At 66.6% G+C, this 21922-nt stretch carries 34 protein-coding genes; 31 read left to right on the top strand and 3 right to left on the bottom strand.

Translation table 11 applies throughout. From position 1 onward, the window contains the following. Positions 1 to 3: 3 nt before the first annotated feature. From CHB73_RS13900 to CHB73_RS16550, 7 genes are read left to right on the top strand one after another with little or no spacing between them, the layout of a single operon-like run. Positions 4 to 654 (top strand): hypothetical protein, encoded by a 651-nt coding sequence (locus tag CHB73_RS13900; RefSeq protein ID WP_089275202.1) that lies wholly within the window; start codon positions 4 to 6, stop codon positions 652 to 654. Next, entirely contained in the window at positions 651 to 1130 is a 480-nt protein-coding gene (locus CHB73_RS13895; protein WP_089275201.1) for a hypothetical protein, read from the top strand. Before CHB73_RS13900 ends, CHB73_RS13895 begins: the two co-directional genes overlap by 4 nt. A gap of 17 nt (positions 1131 to 1147) precedes the next feature. Next, positions 1148 to 1480, top strand: a complete 333-nt coding sequence (locus tag CHB73_RS13890; protein WP_089275200.1) for a hypothetical protein — start codon at positions 1148 to 1150, stop codon at positions 1478 to 1480. A 3-nt stretch (positions 1481 to 1483) separates the two neighbouring features. Next, entirely contained in the window at positions 1484 to 2731 is a 1248-nt protein-coding gene (locus tag CHB73_RS13885) for a phage tail sheath family protein (RefSeq protein WP_089275199.1), read from the top strand. A 12-nt stretch (positions 2732 to 2743) separates the two neighbouring features. Then, the gene (locus CHB73_RS13880) at positions 2744 to 3283 is read left to right on the top strand and encodes a phage major tail tube protein (protein WP_089275198.1); all 540 of its coding nucleotides are present in this window, start codon (positions 2744 to 2746) and stop codon (positions 3281 to 3283) included. Between the two features lie 59 nt (positions 3284 to 3342). Then, positions 3343 to 3600, top strand: a complete 258-nt coding sequence (locus CHB73_RS13875) for a phage tail assembly protein (RefSeq protein WP_089275197.1) — start codon at positions 3343 to 3345, stop codon at positions 3598 to 3600. A gap of 11 nt (positions 3601 to 3611) precedes the next feature. Continuing rightward, the gene (locus tag CHB73_RS16550; protein WP_143337398.1) at positions 3612 to 3737 is read left to right on the top strand and encodes a GpE family phage tail protein; all 126 of its coding nucleotides are present in this window, start codon (positions 3612 to 3614) and stop codon (positions 3735 to 3737) included. Here CHB73_RS16550 and CHB73_RS13870 read toward each other — a convergent pair. Next, complete coding sequence (locus CHB73_RS13870; protein WP_089275196.1) at positions 3712 to 3963, bottom strand: hypothetical protein; 252 nt, start codon at positions 3961 to 3963, stop codon at positions 3712 to 3714. The two genes, CHB73_RS16550 and CHB73_RS13870, sit on opposite strands and share 26 nt — an antisense overlap. A gap of 40 nt (positions 3964 to 4003) precedes the next feature. On the opposite strand from CHB73_RS13870, the gene CHB73_RS13865 reads away from it, so the two are divergent. The 11 genes from CHB73_RS13865 to CHB73_RS13815 are packed head-to-tail and all read left to right on the top strand — an operon-like array spanning position 4004 to position 13500. Beyond that, positions 4004 to 6307 (top strand): phage tail tape measure protein, encoded by a 2304-nt coding sequence (locus CHB73_RS13865; RefSeq protein WP_179217057.1) that lies wholly within the window; start codon positions 4004 to 4006, stop codon positions 6305 to 6307. After that, positions 6300 to 6509, top strand: coding sequence for a tail protein X (locus CHB73_RS13860; RefSeq protein WP_089275194.1), 210 nt, complete (start codon positions 6300 to 6302; stop codon positions 6507 to 6509). Before CHB73_RS13865 ends, CHB73_RS13860 begins: the two co-directional genes overlap by 8 nt. Beyond that, entirely contained in the window at positions 6506 to 7549 is a 1044-nt protein-coding gene (locus CHB73_RS13855; protein ID WP_089275272.1) for a phage late control D family protein, read from the top strand. The genes CHB73_RS13860 and CHB73_RS13855 overlap by 4 nt, the downstream gene beginning before the upstream one ends. Before the next feature lie 9 nt (positions 7550 to 7558). Continuing rightward, positions 7559 to 8209: a phage baseplate assembly protein V gene (locus CHB73_RS13850; RefSeq protein WP_089275193.1), complete on the top strand. Its 651-nt coding sequence runs from the start codon at positions 7559 to 7561 to the stop codon at positions 8207 to 8209. Between the two features lie 9 nt (positions 8210 to 8218). Further along, positions 8219 to 9133, top strand: coding sequence for a phage tail protein (locus CHB73_RS13845; RefSeq protein ID WP_089275192.1), 915 nt, complete (start codon positions 8219 to 8221; stop codon positions 9131 to 9133). Then, positions 9133 to 9465, top strand: coding sequence for a GPW/gp25 family protein (locus CHB73_RS13840; protein WP_089275191.1), 333 nt, complete (start codon positions 9133 to 9135; stop codon positions 9463 to 9465). Before CHB73_RS13845 ends, CHB73_RS13840 begins: the two co-directional genes overlap by 1 nt. Next, on the top strand, positions 9462 to 10595 hold the full coding sequence (locus CHB73_RS13835) for a baseplate assembly protein (RefSeq protein WP_235641617.1): 1134 nt from the start codon (positions 9462 to 9464) through the stop codon (positions 10593 to 10595). The genes CHB73_RS13840 and CHB73_RS13835 overlap by 4 nt, the downstream gene beginning before the upstream one ends. Further along, entirely contained in the window at positions 10592 to 11248 is a 657-nt protein-coding gene (locus CHB73_RS13830; protein ID WP_089275190.1) for a phage tail protein I, read from the top strand. The genes CHB73_RS13835 and CHB73_RS13830 overlap by 4 nt, the downstream gene beginning before the upstream one ends. A 10-nt stretch (positions 11249 to 11258) precedes the next feature. Beyond that, entirely contained in the window at positions 11259 to 12950 is a 1692-nt protein-coding gene (locus CHB73_RS13825) for a phage tail protein (protein WP_179217056.1), read from the top strand. 10 nt (positions 12951 to 12960) lie between these two features. Then, complete coding sequence (locus tag CHB73_RS13820; RefSeq protein ID WP_089275188.1) at positions 12961 to 13278, top strand: hypothetical protein; 318 nt, start codon at positions 12961 to 12963, stop codon at positions 13276 to 13278. A gap of 3 nt (positions 13279 to 13281) precedes the next feature. After that, positions 13282 to 13500, top strand: a complete 219-nt coding sequence (locus CHB73_RS13815; protein WP_089275187.1) for a TraR/DksA C4-type zinc finger protein — start codon at positions 13282 to 13284, stop codon at positions 13498 to 13500. Between the two features lie 135 nt (positions 13501 to 13635). Here the strand turns inward: CHB73_RS13815 and CHB73_RS13810 are convergent, their stop codons facing one another. Both CHB73_RS13810 and CHB73_RS13805 read right to left on the bottom strand, forming a co-directional pair. Continuing rightward, positions 13636 to 13938 (bottom strand): hypothetical protein, encoded by a 303-nt coding sequence (locus tag CHB73_RS13810; protein ID WP_179217055.1) that lies wholly within the window; start codon positions 13936 to 13938, stop codon positions 13636 to 13638. 363 nt (positions 13939 to 14301) lie between these two features. Next, entirely contained in the window at positions 14302 to 15030 is a 729-nt protein-coding gene (locus CHB73_RS13805) for a hypothetical protein (protein ID WP_179217054.1), read from the bottom strand. 149 nt (positions 15031 to 15179) lie between these two features. On the opposite strand from CHB73_RS13805, the gene CHB73_RS13800 reads away from it, so the two are divergent. The 13 genes from CHB73_RS13800 (at position 15180) to CHB73_RS13740 (ending at position 21921) form a co-directional block, all read left to right on the top strand. Beyond that, positions 15180 to 15401, top strand: a complete 222-nt coding sequence (locus tag CHB73_RS13800; RefSeq protein ID WP_089275184.1) for a hypothetical protein — start codon at positions 15180 to 15182, stop codon at positions 15399 to 15401. Then, positions 15402 to 15680: a hypothetical protein gene (locus tag CHB73_RS13795; RefSeq protein WP_089275183.1), complete on the top strand. Its 279-nt coding sequence runs from the start codon at positions 15402 to 15404 to the stop codon at positions 15678 to 15680. Positions 15681 to 15755: 75 nt separating this feature from the next. Then, entirely contained in the window at positions 15756 to 16226 is a 471-nt protein-coding gene (locus CHB73_RS13790; protein ID WP_089275182.1) for a hypothetical protein, read from the top strand. Positions 16227 to 16254: 28 nt separating this feature from the next. Further along, positions 16255 to 16539: a hypothetical protein gene (locus CHB73_RS13785; protein ID WP_089275181.1), complete on the top strand. Its 285-nt coding sequence runs from the start codon at positions 16255 to 16257 to the stop codon at positions 16537 to 16539. Beyond that, the gene (locus CHB73_RS13780; protein ID WP_143337396.1) at positions 16529 to 17056 is read left to right on the top strand and encodes a hypothetical protein; all 528 of its coding nucleotides are present in this window, start codon (positions 16529 to 16531) and stop codon (positions 17054 to 17056) included. The genes CHB73_RS13785 and CHB73_RS13780 overlap by 11 nt, the downstream gene beginning before the upstream one ends. Then, positions 17053 to 17373: a hypothetical protein gene (locus tag CHB73_RS13775; RefSeq protein WP_089275179.1), complete on the top strand. Its 321-nt coding sequence runs from the start codon at positions 17053 to 17055 to the stop codon at positions 17371 to 17373. The genes CHB73_RS13780 and CHB73_RS13775 overlap by 4 nt, the downstream gene beginning before the upstream one ends. Further along, entirely contained in the window at positions 17370 to 18029 is a 660-nt protein-coding gene (locus CHB73_RS13770; protein WP_089275178.1) for a hypothetical protein, read from the top strand. The genes CHB73_RS13775 and CHB73_RS13770 overlap by 4 nt, the downstream gene beginning before the upstream one ends. An 11-nt stretch (positions 18030 to 18040) precedes the next feature. Beyond that, complete coding sequence (locus CHB73_RS13765) at positions 18041 to 19162, top strand: beta clamp domain-containing protein (protein ID WP_089275177.1); 1122 nt, start codon at positions 18041 to 18043, stop codon at positions 19160 to 19162. 8 nt (positions 19163 to 19170) lie between these two features. Continuing rightward, positions 19171 to 19695: a PRTRC system protein E gene (locus CHB73_RS13760; RefSeq protein WP_089275176.1), complete on the top strand. Its 525-nt coding sequence runs from the start codon at positions 19171 to 19173 to the stop codon at positions 19693 to 19695. Beyond that, the gene (locus CHB73_RS13755) at positions 19685 to 19909 is read left to right on the top strand and encodes a PRTRC system protein C (protein WP_179217053.1); all 225 of its coding nucleotides are present in this window, start codon (positions 19685 to 19687) and stop codon (positions 19907 to 19909) included. Before CHB73_RS13760 ends, CHB73_RS13755 begins: the two co-directional genes overlap by 11 nt. Further along, entirely contained in the window at positions 19906 to 20142 is a 237-nt protein-coding gene (locus tag CHB73_RS13750) for a hypothetical protein (protein ID WP_089275174.1), read from the top strand. Before CHB73_RS13755 ends, CHB73_RS13750 begins: the two co-directional genes overlap by 4 nt. Positions 20143 to 20171: 29 nt before the next feature. Then, entirely contained in the window at positions 20172 to 21197 is a 1026-nt protein-coding gene (locus CHB73_RS13745) for a hypothetical protein (protein ID WP_179217052.1), read from the top strand. Then, the gene (locus CHB73_RS13740; protein WP_089275172.1) at positions 21181 to 21921 is read left to right on the top strand and encodes a hypothetical protein; all 741 of its coding nucleotides are present in this window, start codon (positions 21181 to 21183) and stop codon (positions 21919 to 21921) included. Before CHB73_RS13745 ends, CHB73_RS13740 begins: the two co-directional genes overlap by 17 nt. Position 21922 lies beyond the last annotated feature (1 nt).

The following is a 21922-nucleotide window of genomic DNA, read 5'->3' as shown; positions in this document are numbered from 1 at the left end:
CGCATGAACAGACGACTGCGCGAACTGGATTTCTTGGGTGGAGTGGTGGCCACGGTCGATGGCCACGATGTGCAGTTGGCCGTGGACCGGGCCGCCAAGCTCATCCCGGATCAGATCATGGAGGCCGCGGGCGCGGCCCAGCGCAAGGCCATGGTGGAGCTGCGCAAGACGCTCATCCAGGACCTCAAGGACGACACCACCCTGGCCCCCCGGGTCATCACCAAGGCTGTGCGGACCAAGACCCCGCGCCGCAGAAACGCCGAGGTCGAAGGTCATGTCCGGGTGGCCAGCTCCCGCCTGCCCCTCATCCGCTACGCACGCGGCATCTCGCCGCTTCGGCTCACGGCCGAGAAAGGCAAGCGGCCCCAGGACTGGCAGCCTTTGAGCTATCGCCTCGACGGCTCCGGCAGGACCTTTGACAACAGCCCCCGCAGCGAGGGCGATTCGCGCCTGTTCGTGGCCCAGCTGCGTTCCGGTCACATGGGCGTGTTCAGCCGTCTGGCTGGCTCCAGCTTGATCAGTGAGGAGACCGGCCCCTCTGTCCAGTTTCATGTGGCCGCCGACGAGAAGCGCGCCAAGTACGAAGGCCTGCTGATCATCCGGTTTGAAGACGCGCTGGCGCGCGAAGTCTCGGCGCGGGGAGGCGGGGAATGAACGCCTACACCCTCATGTGCGCCATGAAGTCGGCTCTGGAGGCCAGGCTTCCGGAACTGCCCCTGGCTACCCCTGGCCGCGTCCCCCATCCCGAGGGGCTGCGTGCGGCCAATGTATTCATCGGGGACCTTCCCCCCAAGAAGCCCGAAGGCCCGGACCAGGAGTTCCCCTTCGTGCTCTTGCAGGCGAAGACCGGCCACCTCACCGACGCGGAAAACATGGCCGAGGTGCTGCTGCGGCTTGGCGTGTACTCCCGCGAGGAAGGCGACAACGGCGAAGCCACCGAGAACGACTTGTCCAATCTGGTCTCGCTGGTTTCCCGCGTGCTCAAGCCCTACGCGGCCGCTCCCCTGGAGTCCCGCTACTCCCTTGAGGCTGATGGCAAGGGGCGCTTCCTGTTCTGGGAGCGCCCGGACAAGCAACCCCAACCCTACGCCGAAGCGTGGATGATCTCGCTCTGGCGCATGCCCGCTTGAGGCAGAAAGGAGACCCCATGAGCAAGCTGCCCAAAACCGACATATCCGCCACCGCCCCCGAACCTCAGGGCCAGGCGGAGTCTGCCGTGCCCGCCGTGGCCGCCTCCGAGGGAACCGGCGCGGTCATGTATCTCGGCCCGCGCCTGCTGGCCCCGGTTCACCTGGCCCCACACACCGTATTCCGGGGCGGCCTGCCGGCAGAAATTGCCGCCCTGGCTGCGGAGGACGCGGACCTGCGGGCCTGCCTTGTGCCCGTCGAAAGGGCCGGTCAGGCCATGCGAGGGGAAGGCGCCGCAGCTCTGGCCACGGCCGCGACTCAGGTCGCCAACCGCTACTCCCGGAGGAAATAGCCCATGCCCTTGAACTACCGTCACGGCGTCTCTGTTTCCGAGGTGCCCACCAGCGTTGTCGCGCCGGCACGCATCGATGTGTCCCTGCCTGTTGTGGTGGGCATCGCCCCGGTGCACAAGCTGCCCATCGGCGTCAGCCGCCTGGTCAACGAACCCAAGATCGTCTTCAGCTACCAGGAGTTCGTGGAGCTCTTCGGCTGGGATGACGACCTGCCCACCTACGGCCTGTGCGATGTGGCCAAGGTGTACCTGTCGCTCTACGGCATGTCGCCCATCGTGTTCATCAACGTGTTCGACCCGGCCGTGCACAAGACCGGCGAGACCCCGGACCCCGCCAAGGTCACGGCCGCAGACATCATCGGTGGGGTGGACGCCACCACGCTCAAGCGCACCGGCCTGGAGCTGGTGGCCGAGGTGTTCCCGCGCTTCCGGCTGGTGCCCGGCCAGATCCTTTGCCCCGGCTTCAGCAGTGACCCGGCTGTGGCCGTGGTCATGGGGGCCAAGTGCAAGCTGGTTTCCGGCCACTTCACGTGCTCGGGCATCATCGACGTGCCCGCGAGCGTGAGTCGCTACACCGACGTGCCCGCCTGGATCAACGACAACAACCTGACCGACTCCGGCCTGAGTATCTTCTACGGCTCGCCCGTCCTCGGCACGGAGATCCACAGGGGATCGTCGCATCTGGCCGGGGGTATCGCCGCGCGCGACGTCAAGAGCGGGGGCGTGCCCTTCTGGAGCCCCTCCAACAGCCGCCTGCTGTGCAACAGTCTGGTGCACGGCGGCAAGGAGCTGCACCTTGACCCTGGCCAGGCCGCGTATCTGGAAAGCCAAGGCATCGTCACCGGCCTGAACTTCATCGGCGGCATGAAAATTTGGGGCAACCGCACCGCCGCCTATCCCGGCGTCACCGACGTGAAGGACACCTTCATCCCGGTGCGCCGCATGTTCAACTGGATCGGCAACACGCTGATTCTCACGGCTTGGCAGCTTGTGGACTGGCCGGTGCGCCGCCGCACCATCGAGACCGTGTGCGACACCTTCAACTGCTGGCTCAATGGCCTCACCTCCTGCGAGTACCTGCTGGGCGGCCGCGTGGCCTTCCTGGAGAGCGAGAACCCCACCCTGGACCTGCTGGACGGCATCATCCGCTTCCACGTCTACGCGAGCCCGCCGCCGCCCGCGCGCTCCCTGGAGTTCATCATGGAATACGACGTCAAGTACTTGAGCGCCCTGTTCGGGTCCAGCAACTAGGAGGATGAGGCCATGACCCTGCCCACCGCAAACCCCATCCCCGAGAAGCTCATCGGCTTCCGCGTCTACAACGAAGGCCAGGACCAGATCGGCCTTGCCGACGTGGAGCTGCCGGAGATCGAGTTCCTGACTGAGACCACTTCCGGCGCAGGCATCGCCGGCGAGGTCGAATCCCTTGTCCTTGGCCAAACCAAAAGCCTCAGCATCAAGTTCAAGTGGCGCGCCTTCAACGGTTCGTCCGTTTCGCTCCTTGCCCCCAAAGGCCACCAGCTCGACTTGCGCGGTTCCATCCAGCGCTTCGACGCGGCCGCCGGGACCTACGAACCGCAGGCCATGAAGATTGTGGTGCGCTGCGCGCCTAAGAAGGGCGGCCTGGGCAAGCTTGAAATGGGCAAGCCCATGGACAACGAGAGCGAACTCGAAGTCACCTACCTCAAAGTCTGGCTTGGCGGGACCGAGGTGCTCGAGATCGACAAGCTGAACTACATCTTCAAGGTGGACGGCACGGACTATCTGGCCACCGTCCGCGCCAACCTGGGCATTGAAGTCTAGCAAGCAACAGGGAGGGGAGGCAAAGCCTCCCCTCCCTCAACCCAAGAGAGGAACGCACCATGTCCAACACGCTGAAGCTGGAATTCCCGTTGATGCTTGATGGCGGCGAAGTCACCGCCCTTGTGATGCGCCGCCCCACGGTTGGTGATCACCTCGTCGCCGAGAAAGCGACGGGCGGAGAGCTTGACGCGGAGGTGGTCCTGTTTGGCCGCCTTTGCAGCATGAACCCTGAGGACCTGCAACTTATGGACATGGCAGACTACAAGGGCTTGCAGGAGATCTACAAGGGTTTTTTGTCCAGAAAGAAGATGGAGTAAGGCTGCGGCGCATGGTGGTGGAGGTGGCGGGCATGACCGGCTGGAGCCGGGAAGACCTGCTCTCCATGACTGTGGCGGAGCTGAGTCAGTGGCGAGAGGCCTCTGTCGAGGTCAGCAGGCGCGCCGGGAACGGCTAGCGGAAACGGTGGTGTCGGAAATGCAGAGTCGCCCGTACAAGGAATCCACCGCGAAGCAGACGAAGCGGATCGCCAGCCAGGCCAGGCTGGCGTGCCCGAGCGGCGCTGTCCAGGCTTCCGGGGACTCTTGCCCGAGCAGGGCGCGCACGGCCAGCTCCAGGACGAAGACCAGAATGAATGCAACGCGGGGCAGTGGGTTCCCCGCTTCTATGTGGGTGTAGCGCATGTCTATTGGCAGAACCTTCGGCATATCTTTCGCCCTCGGTGTGGCTCTGAGCCCATCGGTCACTTCCGCATTTAAGACGGTGAAGGAGAAAGCGCAAGCCCTCAACGCGGATCTCAAGACCATGCGGGCCACGTCGAGCAAGGCCAAGGCCGTTGTCGAGACCAGCCGCCAGCTCACCGCCTTGAAACAGGCGCGCAAGGAGGCCCCGGAATCCGACCGCGAGATGCTGGACGCCAAGATCAAGACCGTGGCGCAGCGGTACAATCGTGCCACAGAAGCCGCCCAGAAACACGGCCTCTCCGTGGTCCAGTGCGCCACCCAGTACAAGAAGCTTGAAAGCGAGATCGCCCGTGCCGAGGCAGCGCTGGCCAGGGTGAAGAAGCGCCAGGAGAACAGCGCCAAGCGCAAGGAACTACAGGGCGAAATGGTGGGAGCCGTGGCCACGGTGATGACCGTGGCTGCGCCCGTGACCATGGCCATGGATTTCGAGAGCGCCTTTGCCGACGCCAAGAAGGTCATGGACGACTTCACGGAGTCGGACATTGCCCAGATGCCCAAGGACATCCGCAAGCTGTCCAAGGAGACGGGCCTTGCAGCTGCCGACATCGCAGGCATCTACGCCGCCGCCGCCTCGGCAAAGATCGCCACCAGCCGCGAGGAATTGCAGGAATTCGCCAGCACGGCCGCCCAGATGGCCGTGGCCTTTGGCATGAGCGCCGCCGATGCGGGGCAGCGCATGTCTTCCTGGCGCGCCAAGATGGGGCTCTCCCAGGCGGAAGTGGTGGCCTTGTCCGACGCCATCAACCACCTGGGCAACAACATGGCCGCCGATCCCCTCAAGACCTCCGAGGTGGTGGAGCGCGTGGGTGCCGTGGCCAAGACCGCAGGCTTGGCTACCCATGAAATAGCCGCCATGGCGGCCGGCTTCGTGGCCGCCTCGCCCAGCCCGGAGATCGCGGCCACGGGCATGAAAAATTTCCTGCTGACCCTGGCCAAGGGCACGGCCATGTCCAAGGATCAGAAGGAGTCTTTCGCGCGCTTGGGCTTCGACCCCAAGCTGCTGGCGAGCGACATGCAAAAGGACGCAGAGACCACGGTGCTGCGCGTGCTCACGGCCCTGCGGCGCATGCCCGAAGCCGAGCAGGCCTCGCTCTTGTCCGAGATGTTCGGCACCGAATCTCTGGGCGCCATCGCCCCCATGCTGCAAAACCTGGACGGGCTCAAGAAGGCCTTCGGGAACGTGGCCAAGGCCGAATCCTACGCCGGGTCCATGACCAAGGAGTACGAGTCCCGCTCGGCCACCACGAAGAACGCCCTGCTGCGCCTCAGGCGCGGCGCGGAATCGCTCGGCATCGGCGTGGGCTCGGTGATGCTGCCGCCCCTGGCGGCCGGGGCGGACGCCGTGTCCACCCTGCTCACTCCGGTGATCGCCGCGGCCGAGCAGTTCCCGATGTTGACCACCGCCGTCATGGGGGTGGTCACCGGGCTCGTGGTGCTCAAGGTGGGGGCCATCGCCTGCGGGTATGCGGCCACCATCCTGTCCGATGGCTGGCTCATCGCAAAGGGCGTCATCGCCGCCCTGCGGCCCACGGTCATCGCCACCAATGCAGCCCTGGTTTGGAATCGCGGCGTGGCCATTGCCTCGGCCGTGGCCACCAAGACCATGACTGTGGCCCAGTGGGCGCTCAATGCGGCCATGACGGCCAATCCCATCGGCCTGGTGATTGCGGGCGTGGTCGCCCTGGGTGCGGCCGTCTGGGCGCTCTACACCTATTGCGAGCCCGTACGCCGCGTGCTGGACGGGCTTTGGGACGGCGTGTCCGCCAAGGCCACGGCGGCCTGGGGCGCGGTGACAGGCGGCGCCCGGGCGGTTGTGGACTGGCTGGGTTCCCTCTCGCTCTACGATGTGGGCGTGAAGCTGCTCACCACCTTTACCGAGGGCATCAAGGCCGTGGCCATGGCTCCGGTCGAGGCCGTGGCGGCCGTGGTCACCAAGGTGCGCGAGTACCTGCCCGGCTCCGACGCCGAGCGCGGGCCGCTGTCCACTCTGACGGCCTCGGGCGCGGCCATCCCGGCCACCATGGCCCAGGGCATGAACGCGAGCGGCGACGGCGGCCTCGGCCAGGCCCTGGACAACAGCCTGGGCCTTCGCCCGCGCGGACAAGGCGGCGGCGCTCCCGGCGGGGCTGGGCTGGTGATCCACTTCGCGCCCACCATCAACGTGCAGGGCGGCGGCCCGGAGCTCCCCGCCGTGATCGGGGCGCAGCTGCAACTTTCCGAGGCGCGCCTGCGCGAGATGCTTGAGAACCTCCAGAGCAATGGACGGAGGCTCGCCTATGCCTAGCACCATCACCACCTCCCAGGGGGATAGCTGGGACGGCCTGGCCTACCGGCTGTGGGGCGAGGAGCGGTTGTTCGACCAGCTCATGCGCGCCAACCCCGCGCACCTTGACGTGGTGGTGTTCCCGGCGGGCGTCGTGCTTGTGGTGCCCGATGTGGAGACCCCCACCCAAACCCTGGAGCTGCCGCCGTGGATGACCGCATGAGCGATCTGATTTCGGGCAGCAACGCCCGCAGGGTACGACTTTCCGTCGTCATCGGCGGCAAGGACGTGACAGGCTCCGTGTCCCCGGACCTTTTGGCCTTTGAGCTGACGGACCATGCCCACGGCAAGGCCGATGATCTGCGGCTGACCCTGCGCGACACGGACGGCAAGTGGAGCGGCCCCTGGCGGCCGGCCAAGGGCCTGCGCATTTCCGCGTCCATCCTCTGCCTTGACTGGACCGGGCCGGGGCAGCGCCTGGGCTTGAATTTCGGCGCCTTCGCCATCGACGAAGTGGAATTCGAGGGCCCGCCCGACCTGGTGCAGATCAAGGCCGTGTCGGCCAGCACGGCCACGGCCCTGCGCCAGGAATCGCGCACCCAGGCCTGGGAGTCCGCCAGCCTGCGCGTGGTGGCGGGCGAGATCGCCAAACGCCACGGTCTCAAGCTCTACTACGACGGCGCGGATGTGCCCTTTGCCCGCGTGGACCAGCGCGAGGAATCCGATCTGGGCTTCCTCAAGCGGCTGTGCGAGGAGCGTGGGGTCAACCTCAAGGCCCACGACGGCCGCCTTGCGCTCTTCGGCGCGCAGTCCCACGACGCCAAGGCCGCCGCCCTCACCGTGACCAAACGCGGCGGCGGCCTGCCCGCGCTCAAGTGGAATTTCAAAAGCAAGAGCGGCGTGATGTACAAGGCCTGCGAGGTGTCCTGGCTGGACCCGGAGACGCGCGAGTTGCGCACCCATACGTACGCCCCGCAGGGGCAGGCCCCCTCGGAACAGCTCCTGCGCATCAACCGCCGGGTGGAGAGCATGGCCGAGGCCGAGCGTCTGGCCCAGGCCGAGCTGCGCAAATGTAACAAGGGCGAGTACGAGGCCAAGCTTGACTGCATCGGGCACCCTGGCCTGGTGGCGGGCATCGTGGTCGCCGCCTCAGGCTTCGGCCGGTTCGACGGACGCTATTTCGTCGAGGAGGCCGTGCACCGGGTGGACGGCTCGGGCGGCTACGTCACATCAATCAAGGGCCGCGCGGCCCTGTCCTATTAGGAGCATGCAATGAGCGTCGAGTTGGAAGGCCGGGTCCGGGCGTTGGAGGCCGTGCTGCGCAACCTCATCCGCGTGGGCGAGGTGGTGGGCGTTGATGAAGCCGCGGGCACCGCGCGCGTGCGCTTTGCCGATGCGCAGAACCTGGTGAGCCACCCGTGCCGGGTGCTGACGGACAAGAGCCTGCGCGACAAAAGCCAGTGGATGCCGGACCTGGGCGAGCAGGTGCTGTGCCTGTTTCTGGCCGGCGGACTTGAGCAGGGCTTCGTGGTCCGGGCGCTTTATTCTTCCGCCGACCCCGCCCCGGGCAAGCCCGGCCACATCCGTTTTGTGCGTTTCGAGGACGGCACCGAACTTGAGTACGACCGCCAGGCGCACAAGCTGCGGGCCGACGTGAAAGGCGAGATCGAGGCCAAGGCCCAAGGGAACATCACGGCCAGCACCCCGCAGTTGCTCACCCTGGAGGGCGGGCAGGGCATCGTCATGCGCACACCGGCCCTGACCATGCAAGGCCTCGGCGGGGGATGCTCCGCCGTGCTCGAGGCCAACCTCAGCCTGCGCGGCGACCTGACACAGGAGGGGGGCATGAACGTGTCCGGCAATATCACCGCTGGCGGAACCATCATGGATGGCGGCGGCAACTCCAATCACCACAGCCACTAGGGGGTGGGCATGGCCACCGTGGACGCAGCCACCCGTTCAGCCCTGCAGGCCAGCCTGCTGGCCAGCATGTTCAAGGGCGCCCCTCCGAACCCCGCCACCATCAGCCCGCTGGTGGAGATGGCGGCCGTTGCTCACGGCTCGACCTTGAGTGAGTCGGGCTTGGCCCCGTGGGCGCGCATGCTGGAGCTGGAGCTGGGGGCTTTGACCGGCAAGGTGGACCGCACGATGGGGCGGGTCGGCCTTGATGCCGAGTCGCGGGATCTCGCGTTGCTCGCCGTGTCCGGGGTCATGACCATGCGTGGCCAAGGGGTTGGCCCGGATTCCTGGAAACTGTGGCTGGACCAGGACGCTTCGGCCAAGATCGCCGATGCCGTGGTGGGCGGCGCTCTGGCCAAGCTGCCCGCAGCCTCCATCCTGAGTGACGCCAAGGATCTATTGCAAACCTTCAAGGATGCGACGGCCGTGCAGACGCCCGGAATCGGCTGGCCCCTGCCCATCCCGGAGGAAATCGAAGAGACCAGCGCGCTGCCTATGCGTGCGGGCACGGGCAGCTTTGGCCCCGTGTCCTTCGAGGTCAGCACGGAGAGGGTGAAAACATGGTCTGATCTGTCGCGGGAGCACAAGGGCCGCTACGCCGCCCACGAGGTCCTGGGGGCCATGCCGCGCCTGGAGTTCCTGGCCCCGGAGATCACGCCCACCACGTTCGCAGTGCGCCTGGACGCGGGGCTCGGCGCATCCCCTGCGGCGGACCTGGACACCCTGGCGGACCTGTGCCGCACCGGCCGGGTGGAGCGGCTGGTGCTCGGCGGTCGCAACCTTGGGCCGCATGTCCTCGAAAGCGTCAAGGAGACCTGGCGGCGTCTGGGGCCTGGCGGCTTTCTCCTGGTGGCCGAGGCCGAGCTGACGCTCAAGGAGTATGCCTGATGGAATACGACGTGCTGGCCGCACCTAGCGGCGCAATCGCCTTCGGCGCTCGCGGCCTGGCCGAGATCGCGCAGAACATCCGTATCATCCTGTCCACTTTGGCCTGGTCCTGTCCCCTTGACCGGAAGTTTGCCGGAGGGGCCGGCTACCTGGACAGTCCTTTGCCTCTGACCACGGCCGCGCGCGTGGCCAGCATCATCGAAACCGTGGAACAGCATGAGCCCCGGGTCCGCGTCACGGCCGTGACTTTCGAGGCCGATCCGTCCTCGGCCCTGGACGGCATCGTGTACCCGCGAATCCGCTTCGCGCTCAGAAAGGGGGTGTCCTTGTGAGCAGCCAATCCTTGCTCCCGTTCCTGGAGTACCTCCCGGAACTGCACTTTTGCGAGACCGATCCGGCAGCCGTCGAAAAGGGCTTCTTCGCGCTGTACGAGAAGATAACGGGCCTGACCCTGGCCCCGGGCAATCCGGAGCGGCTGTTCATCGAGACAGTGGCCTCCATTGTGGCCATGCAGCGGGTGGTCATCGACGAAAGCGCGCGCAGCCAGCTGCTCGCCTACGCCGCCGGGGAGCACCTAGACCACCTGGGCGCCTGGGTGAGCACCCAGCGCCTCGCCGCCTCCCCGGCCAAAGACGTGCTCCGGGTGGAGCTGGCCAGCGTGCAGGGCGCGGCCTGGACCGCGCCGCAGGGCACGCGCGTCACCCCGAATGGCACCCTGCTCTTCGCCACGGACTCGGCCCTGGTCATACCGGCCGGGCAGACCGTGGGCGAGGTTGGCATCACCTGCCTTGCCGAAGGCGCGGTCGGCAACGGCTACCTTGCCGGCCAGATTGCCCGCCTGGTGGACCCGTTGCCCTTTGTGGCCAGCGTGGCCAACGTGGGCGGCACCTCGGGCGGGGCCGACGTGGAGGCGGACGACAACTTCCGCGAGCGCATCCAGCTTGCCCCGGCGCAGTATTCGGTGGCCGGGCCGGATGACGCCTACGTGTATTGGGTGCGCTCGGCGCATCAGCTCATCAAGGACGTGGCCGTGGTCTCCCCCGCGCCTGTGGAGGTGGAGCTGTACCCGCTGCTCGCGGACGGGGCCGTGCCGGAACAATCCATGCTGGACCTCGTGAGCGCCACGGTGCTCCAGAAGTCTCGCGTTCCCCTCACCGACCGGGTGTCGGTCAAAGCCCCGGTGGTGGTCGAATACCCCATCGAAATAACCTGGTGGCTGGAAGCACGGCAGAGCGCCTCTTTGGCCCCTATCGCCACGGCGGTAAACGCGGCGGTGGCCGCTTTCGCGGCCTGGCAGCGCGCCAAGCTGGGGCGCGACATCACCCCTTCGGAGCTCATCCGGCAGGTGCAGTCCGCCGGCGTCAAGCGCGTCGTGGCCACCTCCCCAGCGGACACCCCCCTGCATCCCTGGGAGGTCGCCCACGCGTCCGGAATCATCGTGACCTTCGGGGGGCTGGAATGATGCGCCAGGCCGACCTTGATCTCCGCGCGCTTCTGCCGGGCTCCATCGCGGGCGACGCCACGGTCATGGCCATGGCCGAAGGCTTTGGGCAGGAGCTGCGCACCGTCGCAGGCCTCATCGACAGGGTGCGGCTCTACGATCGCCTGGATGAACTGACCGAGCCGACGCTTTCGATGCTGGCCTGGCAGTTCAACGTGGTCTTTTGGGACGCCCAGCTTTCGGACGCCGTGAAGCGCACCCTCATCCGGCAGGCGATTCCCTGGCGTCGCATCCACGGCACGCCCGCGTGCGTGGAACAGGCCGTGGCCGCTGTGTTTGGCGAGCCCGCCCTTGTGGTGCCCTGGTTTGAGTACGGCGGGGTGCCCGGCACGTTCCGGTTGGAGGTGGAGATCACCGAGGCCCCCCTTCCGCCTCAGATCGCGGACGCGGCCCTGGACGTGGTCAAGGCCACAAAGAACGCGCGCTCACACCTGGACGAGCTGCGCATCATCATCGCAGGGCGCGGTGGCGCAAATGCCGCGTGTGTAGCCATGGCGGACGAGGCGGTGGATGTTTTGCCCTGGAGCCTTGCCGGCGTGGACGCCGCATTGCCGGTGCGCTCCGCCGCTGCCGTGCATGTGGTCGAGACGCATAACCTCGTTGTTCCAAAGTAGAGGAGGAAACATGCCCTATTTCACCGTGTTGACCAAGGTCGGGCAGGCGCTCATCGCCACGGCCCACGCCACGGGCACCCCTGTCAAGCTGACCCATCTTGCCGTGGGCGATGGCGAAGGCGCGCAAATCACGCCGCGCGAGGACATGAGCGCCCTGCGGCGCGAGGTGTGGCGCGGCGCGCTGAACACCCTGTCCGAGGATCCGCAGAACCCCGGCTGGATCATGGCCGAAGCGGTTGTGCTCGAGACGATCGGAGGATTTACTATCCGCGAGGTGGGCCTGTTCGACGAGACAGGCAAGCTCGTGGCCGTGGGCAGCCTGCCGGACAGCTACAAGCCGCAGCTGGCCGAGGGCTCGGCCAAGACCTTCTACATCCGCATGCGTATCGAGATCGGCAACGCCAGTGCGGTGACGCTTTTGATCGACCCCAGCGTGGTGCTGGCCACCAAGGAGTTCGTGGCCATCGAGGTCGGCAAGGTGCGGGCCGACCTGGACGCCCTGGCCGAGGATGTTGGGGACCACGTGGGGAACCTGGCCAACCCGCACCAGGTGACGGCCGCGCAGGCCGGGGCGGAGACGGCGGGAGCTGTGGCCACGCACAACACCGCCGTGGACGCCCACGCGGACATCCGGGCCGCCATCGCTGGCATCACCATCCCCCAGGCCAGCGAGACAGTGGCGGGGATGGTGCGCTTGTCCACGGCCGCGCAGGCCCTCGCAGGCACGGACAACGCCACGGCTATGAGCCCTGCGGATGTGGCAGCGGCCATCGCGGCCACCCGAAAGCCGGACGGGCTGGCTCGCGACAACGCGGCTATGAACGCGTTTGTGTCCTGGCTGGCCGCTGGGCGCGCCAGCGGCCCCGTGCCCGGCGGCTACCTGTGGACCTTCTTGTCCGACGAATGGAATAAAGCCCAGGCGTATTATTCCGCCGCCGAGGACTGCTACCACAATGTCCCGTCCGGATCGGTGGACCATGCAGGCACCATACACACGGGCACGCCCAGCGTCAGCGGCTATTCGACGGTGGACACTTCCGTTGTGATGGCGAATGGGAGCATCGTCACGGGCATCCGCATTTATTCCGTCGTGCCAAGCACGGGGAAAATCTACATCGTGCAGCGCACCGCCGCCGGGGCCTACACTGTCGTGGCAACCGGCACCTACAGCCACACGGGCAGCGGCTGGGAGACGTTTGCCTTGCCTGCCGCGTACACAGTGCCCGCGAGCGGTACATATATGCCTGCGGCCTATTCCGCCAATTTTGGGGCCTGCTCGTATCACACAGATGGGCGAGCGATCAAAACTGGAGAGATCAGCGGCAGCGTCACAATGTCGGAGGACACTGTGTCGGGCTTGGTCATGGGCTATGCGGCCGACGCCACCCCGGCGAACATGACCATCTTCAGCCCGCCGGTCTCGCTGGGGTTCATCCCCGCCAAGGCCACCGCATATGTGCTGCATAGGGCCGTGGACGCCGTGGCCCTGAACACGGACATCACGGTCGGGGCCTCGCGCGGGAGCGGCTGGGCCTACGCCACGGACCTGGTCGACCTTGGGGCCTACAGCGCCAGCTACAAGCTGCTGCGCGCCTCGGCCTCGCTGTCCGCCCTGTCGTCCGGGCAGAGCGGGTACGCGCGGATCGAAACGGCGAACCACAAACGTCAGCACATCCGCGCCGTCCTGGCGTGGTTCGAATAGGAGGCGCACAATGCTTGCCCGAATCATCGAGAACCGCGTGGCCGAAGTGTTTGCCCAAACGCCGGAATTGGGCGCTGGCGAGTGCGCCCTTGTGGTGGAGGTTGGGGACGATGTTGCGCCCGGCTGGCTGTGGACGCCGGAGGGCTGCACCGCGCCGCCGGAGCCGCCCGCGCCGGACCCCAACGCCGCCATTGATGCCGAAATACTGGCCATTGAGGCCACAGTGACCCAGCGCAGACTGCGCGAGGCGCTCCTTACAGACGAGGGCAAGACGTGGCTGGCGGACGCCGAGGCGCGCATCGAGGCCCTGCGGTCGCAACGGGCGTAAGCCATGGCCGACATCATCGACGATGCCCAGGCCACCGAGGTCCTCGACCGCCTGCAGGCCCTTGCCCGTGTGCCGGGCCTTGGCACCGGGGAGGCGCAGCTCGTCATCGAGGGCGCGGTGTGCTGCCTGGAGTGCGAGGAGCCCATCCCCCTGGCCAGGCTTGCGGCTGTGCCGGGGTGCGTGCGCTGCGCGGAGTGTCAGGAGGAGGCCGAAGGTCTCTAAACAAAATGGCTCTCGCCTACGAAAGCCGCTGCTTACGTTAAACGAAGTGACCAGATGCATAAACAGAGGCCCCGGTGATGAGCCAGGGCCTCTGTTTTGCCCGAAGCACAAAGCGCCGTTTTTCTTGTGGTCTGTTTATTTCAGCGCCTCCACCACCATTTCCCTGTCCCCCTTCGTCCCGGGCGTCTCCTGCCCCTTGCTCTGCTGGTAGGCCAGCCCGAGCCCAAGGAGGTTGCCCGGCGCAGCACGCAGCGCCGCAGGCAGCGACATGTCCGCGCTGATGCGGTCGCGTAGCGCCGTGGCGTCCTGGTACCAGCGGACCGCCTGGGGCAGCCCCTTGCCGGAGAAGGCCCCGGCGTGAAACCCCTCAAGAACTTTGAATGAGTCCAGCTCCGCGAGCAGCCGCCCCACTTCGGCCTTGGCTTGGGCCTCTGTCATGGCCGCTTGCGGTGTTGCGGCCGGGGCGGCAGGCGGTGGCGCCTTCTTCTGACTCATACCCCAAACCGCCAGCGCCCCAAGGGCCAACGCGGCAACGGCGAAGACCTTGAGCACAACTTTATTTGTTCGTGTCCGATCAACCGTCACAGCGTTTCCTCCTCCCATGCTGCTTTGCTACTACAAGTCGGGACATGCAGCCACTGCCTCGCTGGCCATGGGGGATAGCCGCTTACAGTGGCCAATAGCTGTTTTTGAGCATCTCCAGTGCGTCCATTGCGCGGCAGATCAACCAGCACTCGACGTAGAACAATATCTCTCGCAGCGCGGCCTGTGGCCGTCCGTCTCCACGCCCCTGCCCCCGGATCAGACGGTATCGTCCCCGGCAGCCTTCTTGGGGTTGGCCTGTGGCGCGTGCTCTGCCGGATCTGCGCAGTCCTTTTGCGCCCCGCTCAGCTTGGCGATCTCGCCTTCGAGCATGGCGCGCAGCGAATGCAGGATGGCCAGCTGAGGGGACCCTGCCTCTTTCATGGTCCGTTCCACGGTGGCCAGGCGCGCGGCCGTGAGCGAGATCGTGGCCGGGGCCTCGTCCGGCTGCGCAAAGTCGCCGCGCTTCTCGCGCAGCCAGGTCAGCGGGCCGCGCTCCTCGTACTGCTCTTCGGTCAAAAAGGGCTGGCCCACCTGGGCCAGCAGGAAGTTTGCGTTCACCCGGTAGGCGTGCACCAGCCGGGCGACGGTCAACCCCGAGAGCATCGCCTGGGAATCCGCGCAGGCGCGCAACTCGGCAGGGGTCATGCCTGCCACCTGGGCCACCTGGGGCAGCTGATCCGGGAGCTGGTTCAGCAGGTCGCGCAGGGTGTCGCCGATGGGCACGTACTCCGGCACGAGTTCGCCTTCTCCCGCCTCGTCCTGGGGCTGTCCCACGCCCAGCAGGAGCCACGTCGGCGACAAGCCGAGCGTGACGGCCAGGGTCTCCAGATCGTCGGCGCTGGGTCGCTGGCCTTTCTTCCACGCCTGGAGTTTGGGCACCTTCACCTTCGCGCCCAGCAGCTCGCACGCGTTGGCCAGGGTGTACTTCAGCCCGCTCCCGGCCAAGCGTTCCGCAATAATTCTCTCAATTATTTCGAACTGCCGAGGCCACTCCATATGAAATTAACCTTCTTTTTTATGAAATTTCATTGACAGTGTGTGAGATTTCACTGTACCCGTTTTGCGAACACTTCAGGAAACTGTTTGAGGCCAGCATGAGCAAGTCCAGTCAACGCGTTCGCTTCCGCATGGGCTCGGTCAGGGTGAACTGGCAGGCGCTCATGCACGCCCGGCCAAGGCTCGCGGCCTTGGCGCGGGGAGCTGCACAAAAAGCCGCGCAAAAGGTGGATGTGGACGGACAGCACTTCCTCCCCGGTCTCGAATACCTCCGCGAAAAGATGCCCAGGCAACGCAGGGCATCAAAAGGAGTTCAGTGAATGGTTACGGCAACTACCAGCAAGGGTCAACTGCACGTCCCCACCTCGACGCTCCGCAAGGAGTGGCTGCGCCAGAACGGCCATTCTGGCCGGGCCTTGGCGCAGCTCTTCGGGGTCAAGCCTCCGCGGGTGTCCGCCATCCTCTCCAGCGGCGAGTGCCCCCAGCGCTACATCGACATGCTGCGCCAGCTCGGTATGCCCATGGATCTTCTTCCAGCGCCCTCGCGCGAGAAGCCCGGACCACACATCGGCGCCGCCCTGGAGCAAGCCGAAGCCTGATCGGCTGCCCCCTTGTTTTGGCCCTAAGCGCACGCCCGCGCCCTAGCAAGATGAGATCCCGAGGAGAACCTCACGATGAGCGACGACATTGACCTGCAGGACCTCTCACTTCTCGATGCCCTGGACCTTGCCGTGACGCGCTCCGGCAAGTCGCGCGTAAAAATCGCGGAGGACATGGGCTGGGGTTGGAGCAACGCCAACCGAATTTTCACCAGCGAGCGTTACTGGTGGTGCTTCGAGGACTTCCCCCGCTTGCTCGCAGTGCTTGGCAACACCATCCTTCTTGATTGGGCCAGGGCCCACGCTGATGCGGGCGGGCTCCGGCGCGTGCCCAAAGACCTTGACTGCGCTGCGCTCGTGCTCCGCATGGGAGTGCTCTTCAAAGAGCTGGGCGACGTGGCGCGGGTCGGCGAACAGGCCATCCGCAACAACAAGATAGACAAGGGCGAGGCCCGCCAGCTCATCCGCGAGTTGATGGACGTGGCCAACGAAACCCTGGGAACCATCAACGGACTGCGGAGCATTGCGGGCATTCCGACGAAGTGACCGCAGCAGGGAACCGGAGGAGGTACGCATGTCGACGACTCAGCCCCTCTACGACCTCTTGAAGAAGATCGACGCCCTGGTGGTGCAGGCGCTGCGCCACCCCGAGGCCTCGCAGTCGGACAGGGCCATCATCGTGCAGGGCGGCACGCGGCTGGCCGAAGTTTGCCGTCGGCATATGCCCAAGCGGCTGCCCATTGACGCCGCGGCCCTGCCCGCAGGCGCGCACTTCCAGTCCTTCACCCCGGTACCTGGCTTGAAGCGCGGACACCTGCTGGATTGGGAAGACTCAAAGGAGGGAGCACATGAGCAATAAAATGCCTTCACGGATATACGTCACCCACATGGTTTGCAGTACCCCGCTTGCGCAAATAGTCGAAGTCCGTGTTCCGGGCGATCTGCACCCCGACACAAGGGCTCTGGTGCGGCGCTTCGCCGAGGCCTTGGCCAAGAAACTCCTCGCCTCCGAAATCAAGTACGGCTACGGCAACGGCTGGAAGGACCCCGGCTGTGTGGAGGAACTGCGCGGCAAGCTCGCGGAGCATGTGGCCAAAGGCGATCCTGTGGATGTCGCGGCCTTTTGCGCCATGCTGTGGCACCACGGGGAACACTGCCGACCACACACACGTGCCGAAGCAGTCGAGGCCGAGCGGGACGCCTTGCGTAAAGCGCTGCAGCTAAAGATTCAACACCCAGCAGCGTGTTGCCCTGGTGCGGCAGGATGCTGCCCAGAGGCCAGCCCAGAGCCGGGCTGCATCCTTGCGCGGGCGGTCATCGAGTGTTGGATTTCCGCTGGGGAAGCCGCCCTGGCCGCCACGGAGGTGCCCGCATGACCGCCCTTCCCGCGACCACGCTCGTGTCGGCCACGCGCCTCCAATCCCGCATCGGCGTTTGCTACGCCTGCGAGGCCATCTTCCTTTTGGCCCCGGGCCAGATGTTCACTGAGCCTTTGCCCTGCGGCCACCCGCTCGGCCTTTATCTGGCCGAATCGTCCATCCTCGCGGCGCTGCGCGACGCGGACTTCCTGGAGTGGGCGCACCGAAGCGGCGCCCTGGACGCAGCGCTGCAGGCCCTGCGCGCTGCGGGCGGCAGCTACAACCCTTGGGCCCAGGGGCCGGGCAGGCTTCGTCTTCCTGGAGGTGCCTCATGAGTAACGACATGCTCATCGCCCTGGTGTTCCGCGCGGCCTGTGTGCCCGCCGGAGTGCAGCCCGCAGACATGGCCCGGTACCTCGGCCACGTCATCGAGGACAGGGACGGCTCGCCCGCGCCGGAGGTCTGCGCGGCCATGCACCGCGTCAAGGGCCAGCTCCTGGGCCACTTCCTCTTGCCGGATGGCCCGGCCGCACAGGATCCCGCAGCCAGCCGCCTGACCGTCAAAGGCCCCCGGTCGCACATGAAGGAGATCCTCGGCCGCTACATCGAGGCGGGCAGCCTGGTGGACGGCGCGGTTCCGGTGCGCCCGGCCATGCTCAAGCGCACCACGCTTCCCGTGCGTCTGTTGCTGGCCCTGCACGCGGCCGGGGTCTCTCTGCCCTGGCTTCTGTCGGGCGAGGGCGACCCTCTGCGCGACGCCAGCCGCGCCCGCGTCGAGGGCACGGTCAACATGATTCTGCGCAGGCTGGAGGCCCTGGAGGCCGCAGTGGCGGAGGCGCAGCGCGTGTCGCGCATGACTCTTGACGACCTGGTGCAGGCCAAGTCTGCCGACCTGACCGAGCTGGCCGAGGCCAGGCGGGAGGTCCAGGCCCTGCGCGCGCAGCTGCGCGACGTGAGCGCGGAGCTGGCCGCGCATGAATTCAGCATGTGAGGAGGGAGAACATGTTGATCAAGATTGAGAAGGCCGCATTGGCGGCGCAGCTGGCCACTGCGGCCCGCATATCCGGCAAAGGGCAGGCCGGGTTCCGGTCGCTGATCCTGAGCGCGGCCGAGGGTGAGCTGAAGGTCATGGCCACCGACGGCAGCATTGAGTTCTGCGGCAAGGTCCCGGCCGAGGTGCAGGAGCCGGGCGAAACCGCCGTGTGCGGCAAATTCCTGCACAATCTGGTCAAGCGCCTGCCGGCGTGGCCCCTGACCCTCCAGACCGACGAAGCCGGCAGCATCGTGCTCAAGAGCGAAAAGCTCAAGTACACCCTGGCCGCAGAAGCAGCCTGGGACTCTGAGAGCCTTGCCCTGGAGCCGCCTGCGGGCGGCTTGGCCGTGGATGGCGCGATGCTGGCCGAGGCCATTGACCGCGTGCTGTTCTGCGTCGGGCGCGATGCTGGCATGGAAGGCATTTCCTGTCTCAAGATCGACCCGGACCCCAAGTCCGAGGAAGTGGCCATGGTGGGTCTCGACGGCCACCAGCTGGCGCGGACCCTGGTGCGTGACACCACGTTGCGCTCTCTGCTGCCCGACGCGGGCCTGCTGCTGCATTGGGCTTATGTGGATGAGCTGCGGCGCTGGCTGCCTCCGGGCGGCGTCCAGGTCGCAGTGGGCGCGAAGCGGCTGCATCTGCGCACGGCGGAGGAAATGTTCTCGTTGCCCATCAGCGATTGGAGCTACCCCTCGTTCAGAGCGCTGCTTTCCAGGGCCGAGGCCGCGCCCTCGCGCCTGGAGGCTGGCCGCGAGGCCCTGCTCGCCGCCCTGGACCGCCTTGCCCTGTTCACCACCGAGGTTATGAGCGGCGCGGTGCTGACCGCAAACGCTGATGCCGATGGCGTGGCGCTTTCGGCCCAGGCCGACCAGGGCAAGGCCGAAGAAGCCCTCGTGTCGGACTTCCAGGGCGACCCCGTGCGTGTGGCCCTGCCGGTAAAGCCCCTCGCGGACATGCTGCGCAACCTCACCAGCGAACGCGTGCGCCTGGATATTTGCGGCGAGAAAGGCCCGTGCCTCATCACCGGGCAGGATGACGGGGATTGGGACTACGCGTTGATCCTCATGCCGCTCATCATGAAAGACTAGGAGGAACCATGTTCAAGGAGTTGTTTGATCTGATTCCCGACAAGGGCAGCGTTCGCTTCGCCCTCACCCGCACCGGCGCGGACACCATGGCCGTGGTCCTGGTGCCGGAGTTCCCCGTGGGCAAGGGTGAGGAGCCCAAGCTCACCCCCTTGTCCGTGAGTGGCCCGGTGGCCGAACTGGAAGCCGGGTTTCTGGACGCCGTGCTGGCATACGCTCCCGATGTGGCCGCGTTGGCAAGCAACTTGTCCCAGGCCAAGGCCTCCATGGAAGGGGGGAAGAAGGGCGGCAAGGCCAAGGAGCCCAAGCCCGACCCCAAGCCCGTGGCGCCGCAGGCCTCGTTCCTGACCATGGACAGCGACCCGGCCGAGTCTGCGCGCACGTGCCGCAAGTGCGGCTGCACCGATGACCAGGCCTGCTCGGGCGGCTGCTCGTGGGTCGAACCGGACTTGTGCAGCGCCTGCGCGGAAACGGGTGGCACGGCGACCGCCGCGGTCGAAACTGCGCAGCAGGAGGAAGAGGATCATGGCGCTTGAAGTCAAAGCTCTCCCGCGTGAGTTTGTGGCCCGCCAGGGCAAGGGCAATGAGCGCGTCTTGACTGACCCCGGCACGGGCATGAGCCCGGAGGAGGTCCGCGCCCATTACGCCCAGGTCTACCCCGAGCTGGCCAGCGCCGGCGTCGAAGGACCGGAGGTTAAGGACGGCAAACAGGTCTACGTTTTCACCGGCAGCGTCGGAGTCAAGGGATGACCACGGCGGAGTACATTAAGAGGTTGCGCCGCGCAGCGCCCAAGCGGGGCGCGCGCGGCGCGCAGCCTGAGAGCCACCCTTCGGCTCCGGGCGCGGAGACGCGCCCCATGCGCGCGCACAGGGCCTTCGCGGCGCTGCTCGAAGAATCCAAGGGCGCAGCCGCGCACATGCGCGGCGTGGAGCTGCCCAAAGCCATGGAGACGCCGCGATGCCTGCTCTCGCCTCTGGTCTGACCCTGCCGAACATTTCTTCCCTGCCTCTGATGCGTCCGTGGCATGAGGTGGAGTGCCGGCAAGGCCTCAGTTCGTTCCCGGGAGACCCTGACCGGGCGCTTCTGGACCTCTGGCCTTTGTTCAAGAAGCAGGTGGAATTGGGAGACTGGCGGATTCCTGAGGCCAAACGGGACTGGACCGGCCAGGAGTCGTCCATTGAGGTACTCACATTCTGCTGGCGTTACTACAGACAGGTTCTTTCCTGCGCCCCCGACTGCCCAGCCGTGACCATTGGCCAGGATGAGCGCGGCTTCTTTGTCTTTGCTGAAGTCTGCCTGCAGGACGCCATCCCCGAGGACCTCAAGCTGTATTGGGCGGACCTGCGCCACCTGCCTCGGCTGCGCGGCTTTTCGCGCGGGCTGTGGGACTATGCTTCCGATGGCTTGGGCCTGCTGACCAGCCTTGGAGTGGATTCCTTCGATCGGTGGACGGACTGGTTCGAGGAATGTTGCGCGGGCTATGGCGATGGCGGCGCGGACGAGGACGAAGGGCCTGTGCAGGTGGGGGTGCGCGACAGCGAGGCGGAAGAGCTGCGCGATGTGGCCCTACAGGTGCTGGGCGGCGTGCGCGGGCGGGCGGCGCGCAAGGACCTTGCCCGCCGCTTCGAGGGTCGGGTGCGCCGCGCCGCCGTGGGGCCGGAGTGGGTGGCCTGGGGGCGGCTGATCCTGACAGCGATGCGCGATCTCGGTCCGCTCTGGAAGCTGGTGGACCAGGAGTCGATCGAGAGCGGCGACTTCGACGGCGAGCTTTTTATTTCCTTGTTCTCGCTCCACTGGTGTTCCCCGCGCTTTCTCGATCTCAGCACCGAAGCGTTCAACGACCAGCTGAACAACGTCGGCTTCATGCTGCCCTCCATCGGCGGCAAGCTCCGCAGGACCCGGCCGAACGGTCTGGAGGAACTCCGCGCGAAGGCTCTTACCCGCTCGGTCGGCCTGCGCGCCCTGGCCCTGGCCCTGGAAGGCTTCAACACCTTGGCCGAGCAGGCTTGCGGAGTGATAGATGACGATCCCCGATAGTGACTACGCACTGCGGCAGATGCTGGCCGTCTACGTCCAGGGGGAGCCGGAGCACCTTGGCGTCCACACCCTCGGCGGACGACGTTCCGGCGGGATCTATGTGGAAACTCACGCGGTGGCCGTCTCGCGCGGAAAGCCCGTGCTGCTGGCGGGCAAACCCTTGTCGCTGCGCGCCGCCCGGAGGCTGGCCAAGGCGCTGGACGAGGAAACCCGTGCGGTGGGGCACGGCATGCTGCCCGAGCGCATCCTGGCCGCCGCGCCTTCCGGGGATCTGGCGTGGTGGGTTCCGGCCGGGCGGCACCACCTGCGCCTTGCGGCGGACATCGGCTTGCCTTCGGGCACGGCCCACGTTCCGGCGCTGTTCTTCGCGCTCAAGGGTGCCAGCCTTCTTGTCTTCGCCCTCAAGACCGGCGCGAAGCGGCCGCTGGCCAAGGCGCCGCTTTTTCAGCTCCCCCTCTGGAACTGCTTCCAGGACGGCCGCATGTGCATGGGCTCGGCGCGCTTTGAGCGCGAGGGAACGGCCGCGCGGCGCATCGAGGAGGCCGAGAGAGCGTTCTGGAACTCGGAGTTCTGCGCGCACTTGGGCGGAGAGGCTCGGGTCAAGGGCGGTTCGCTCAAGCCTCTATGGGAGACGCTGGTCGGGGGCAAGGGCAAGTTCCCCTTAGCCCGGCTGGTGCCCGTGGGCGTGACTCTTGGCGGCTACCTGCAACAGGAGGGGTTTTAGC

The sequence above is a fragment of the Humidesulfovibrio mexicanus genome (assembly GCF_900188225.1).
GTDB lineage: Bacteria > Desulfobacterota > Desulfovibrionia > Desulfovibrionales > Desulfovibrionaceae > Humidesulfovibrio > Humidesulfovibrio mexicanus.
Note: the sequence above shows the minus strand (reverse complement) of the source record. Positions and strands in the feature narration are given on the sequence as shown.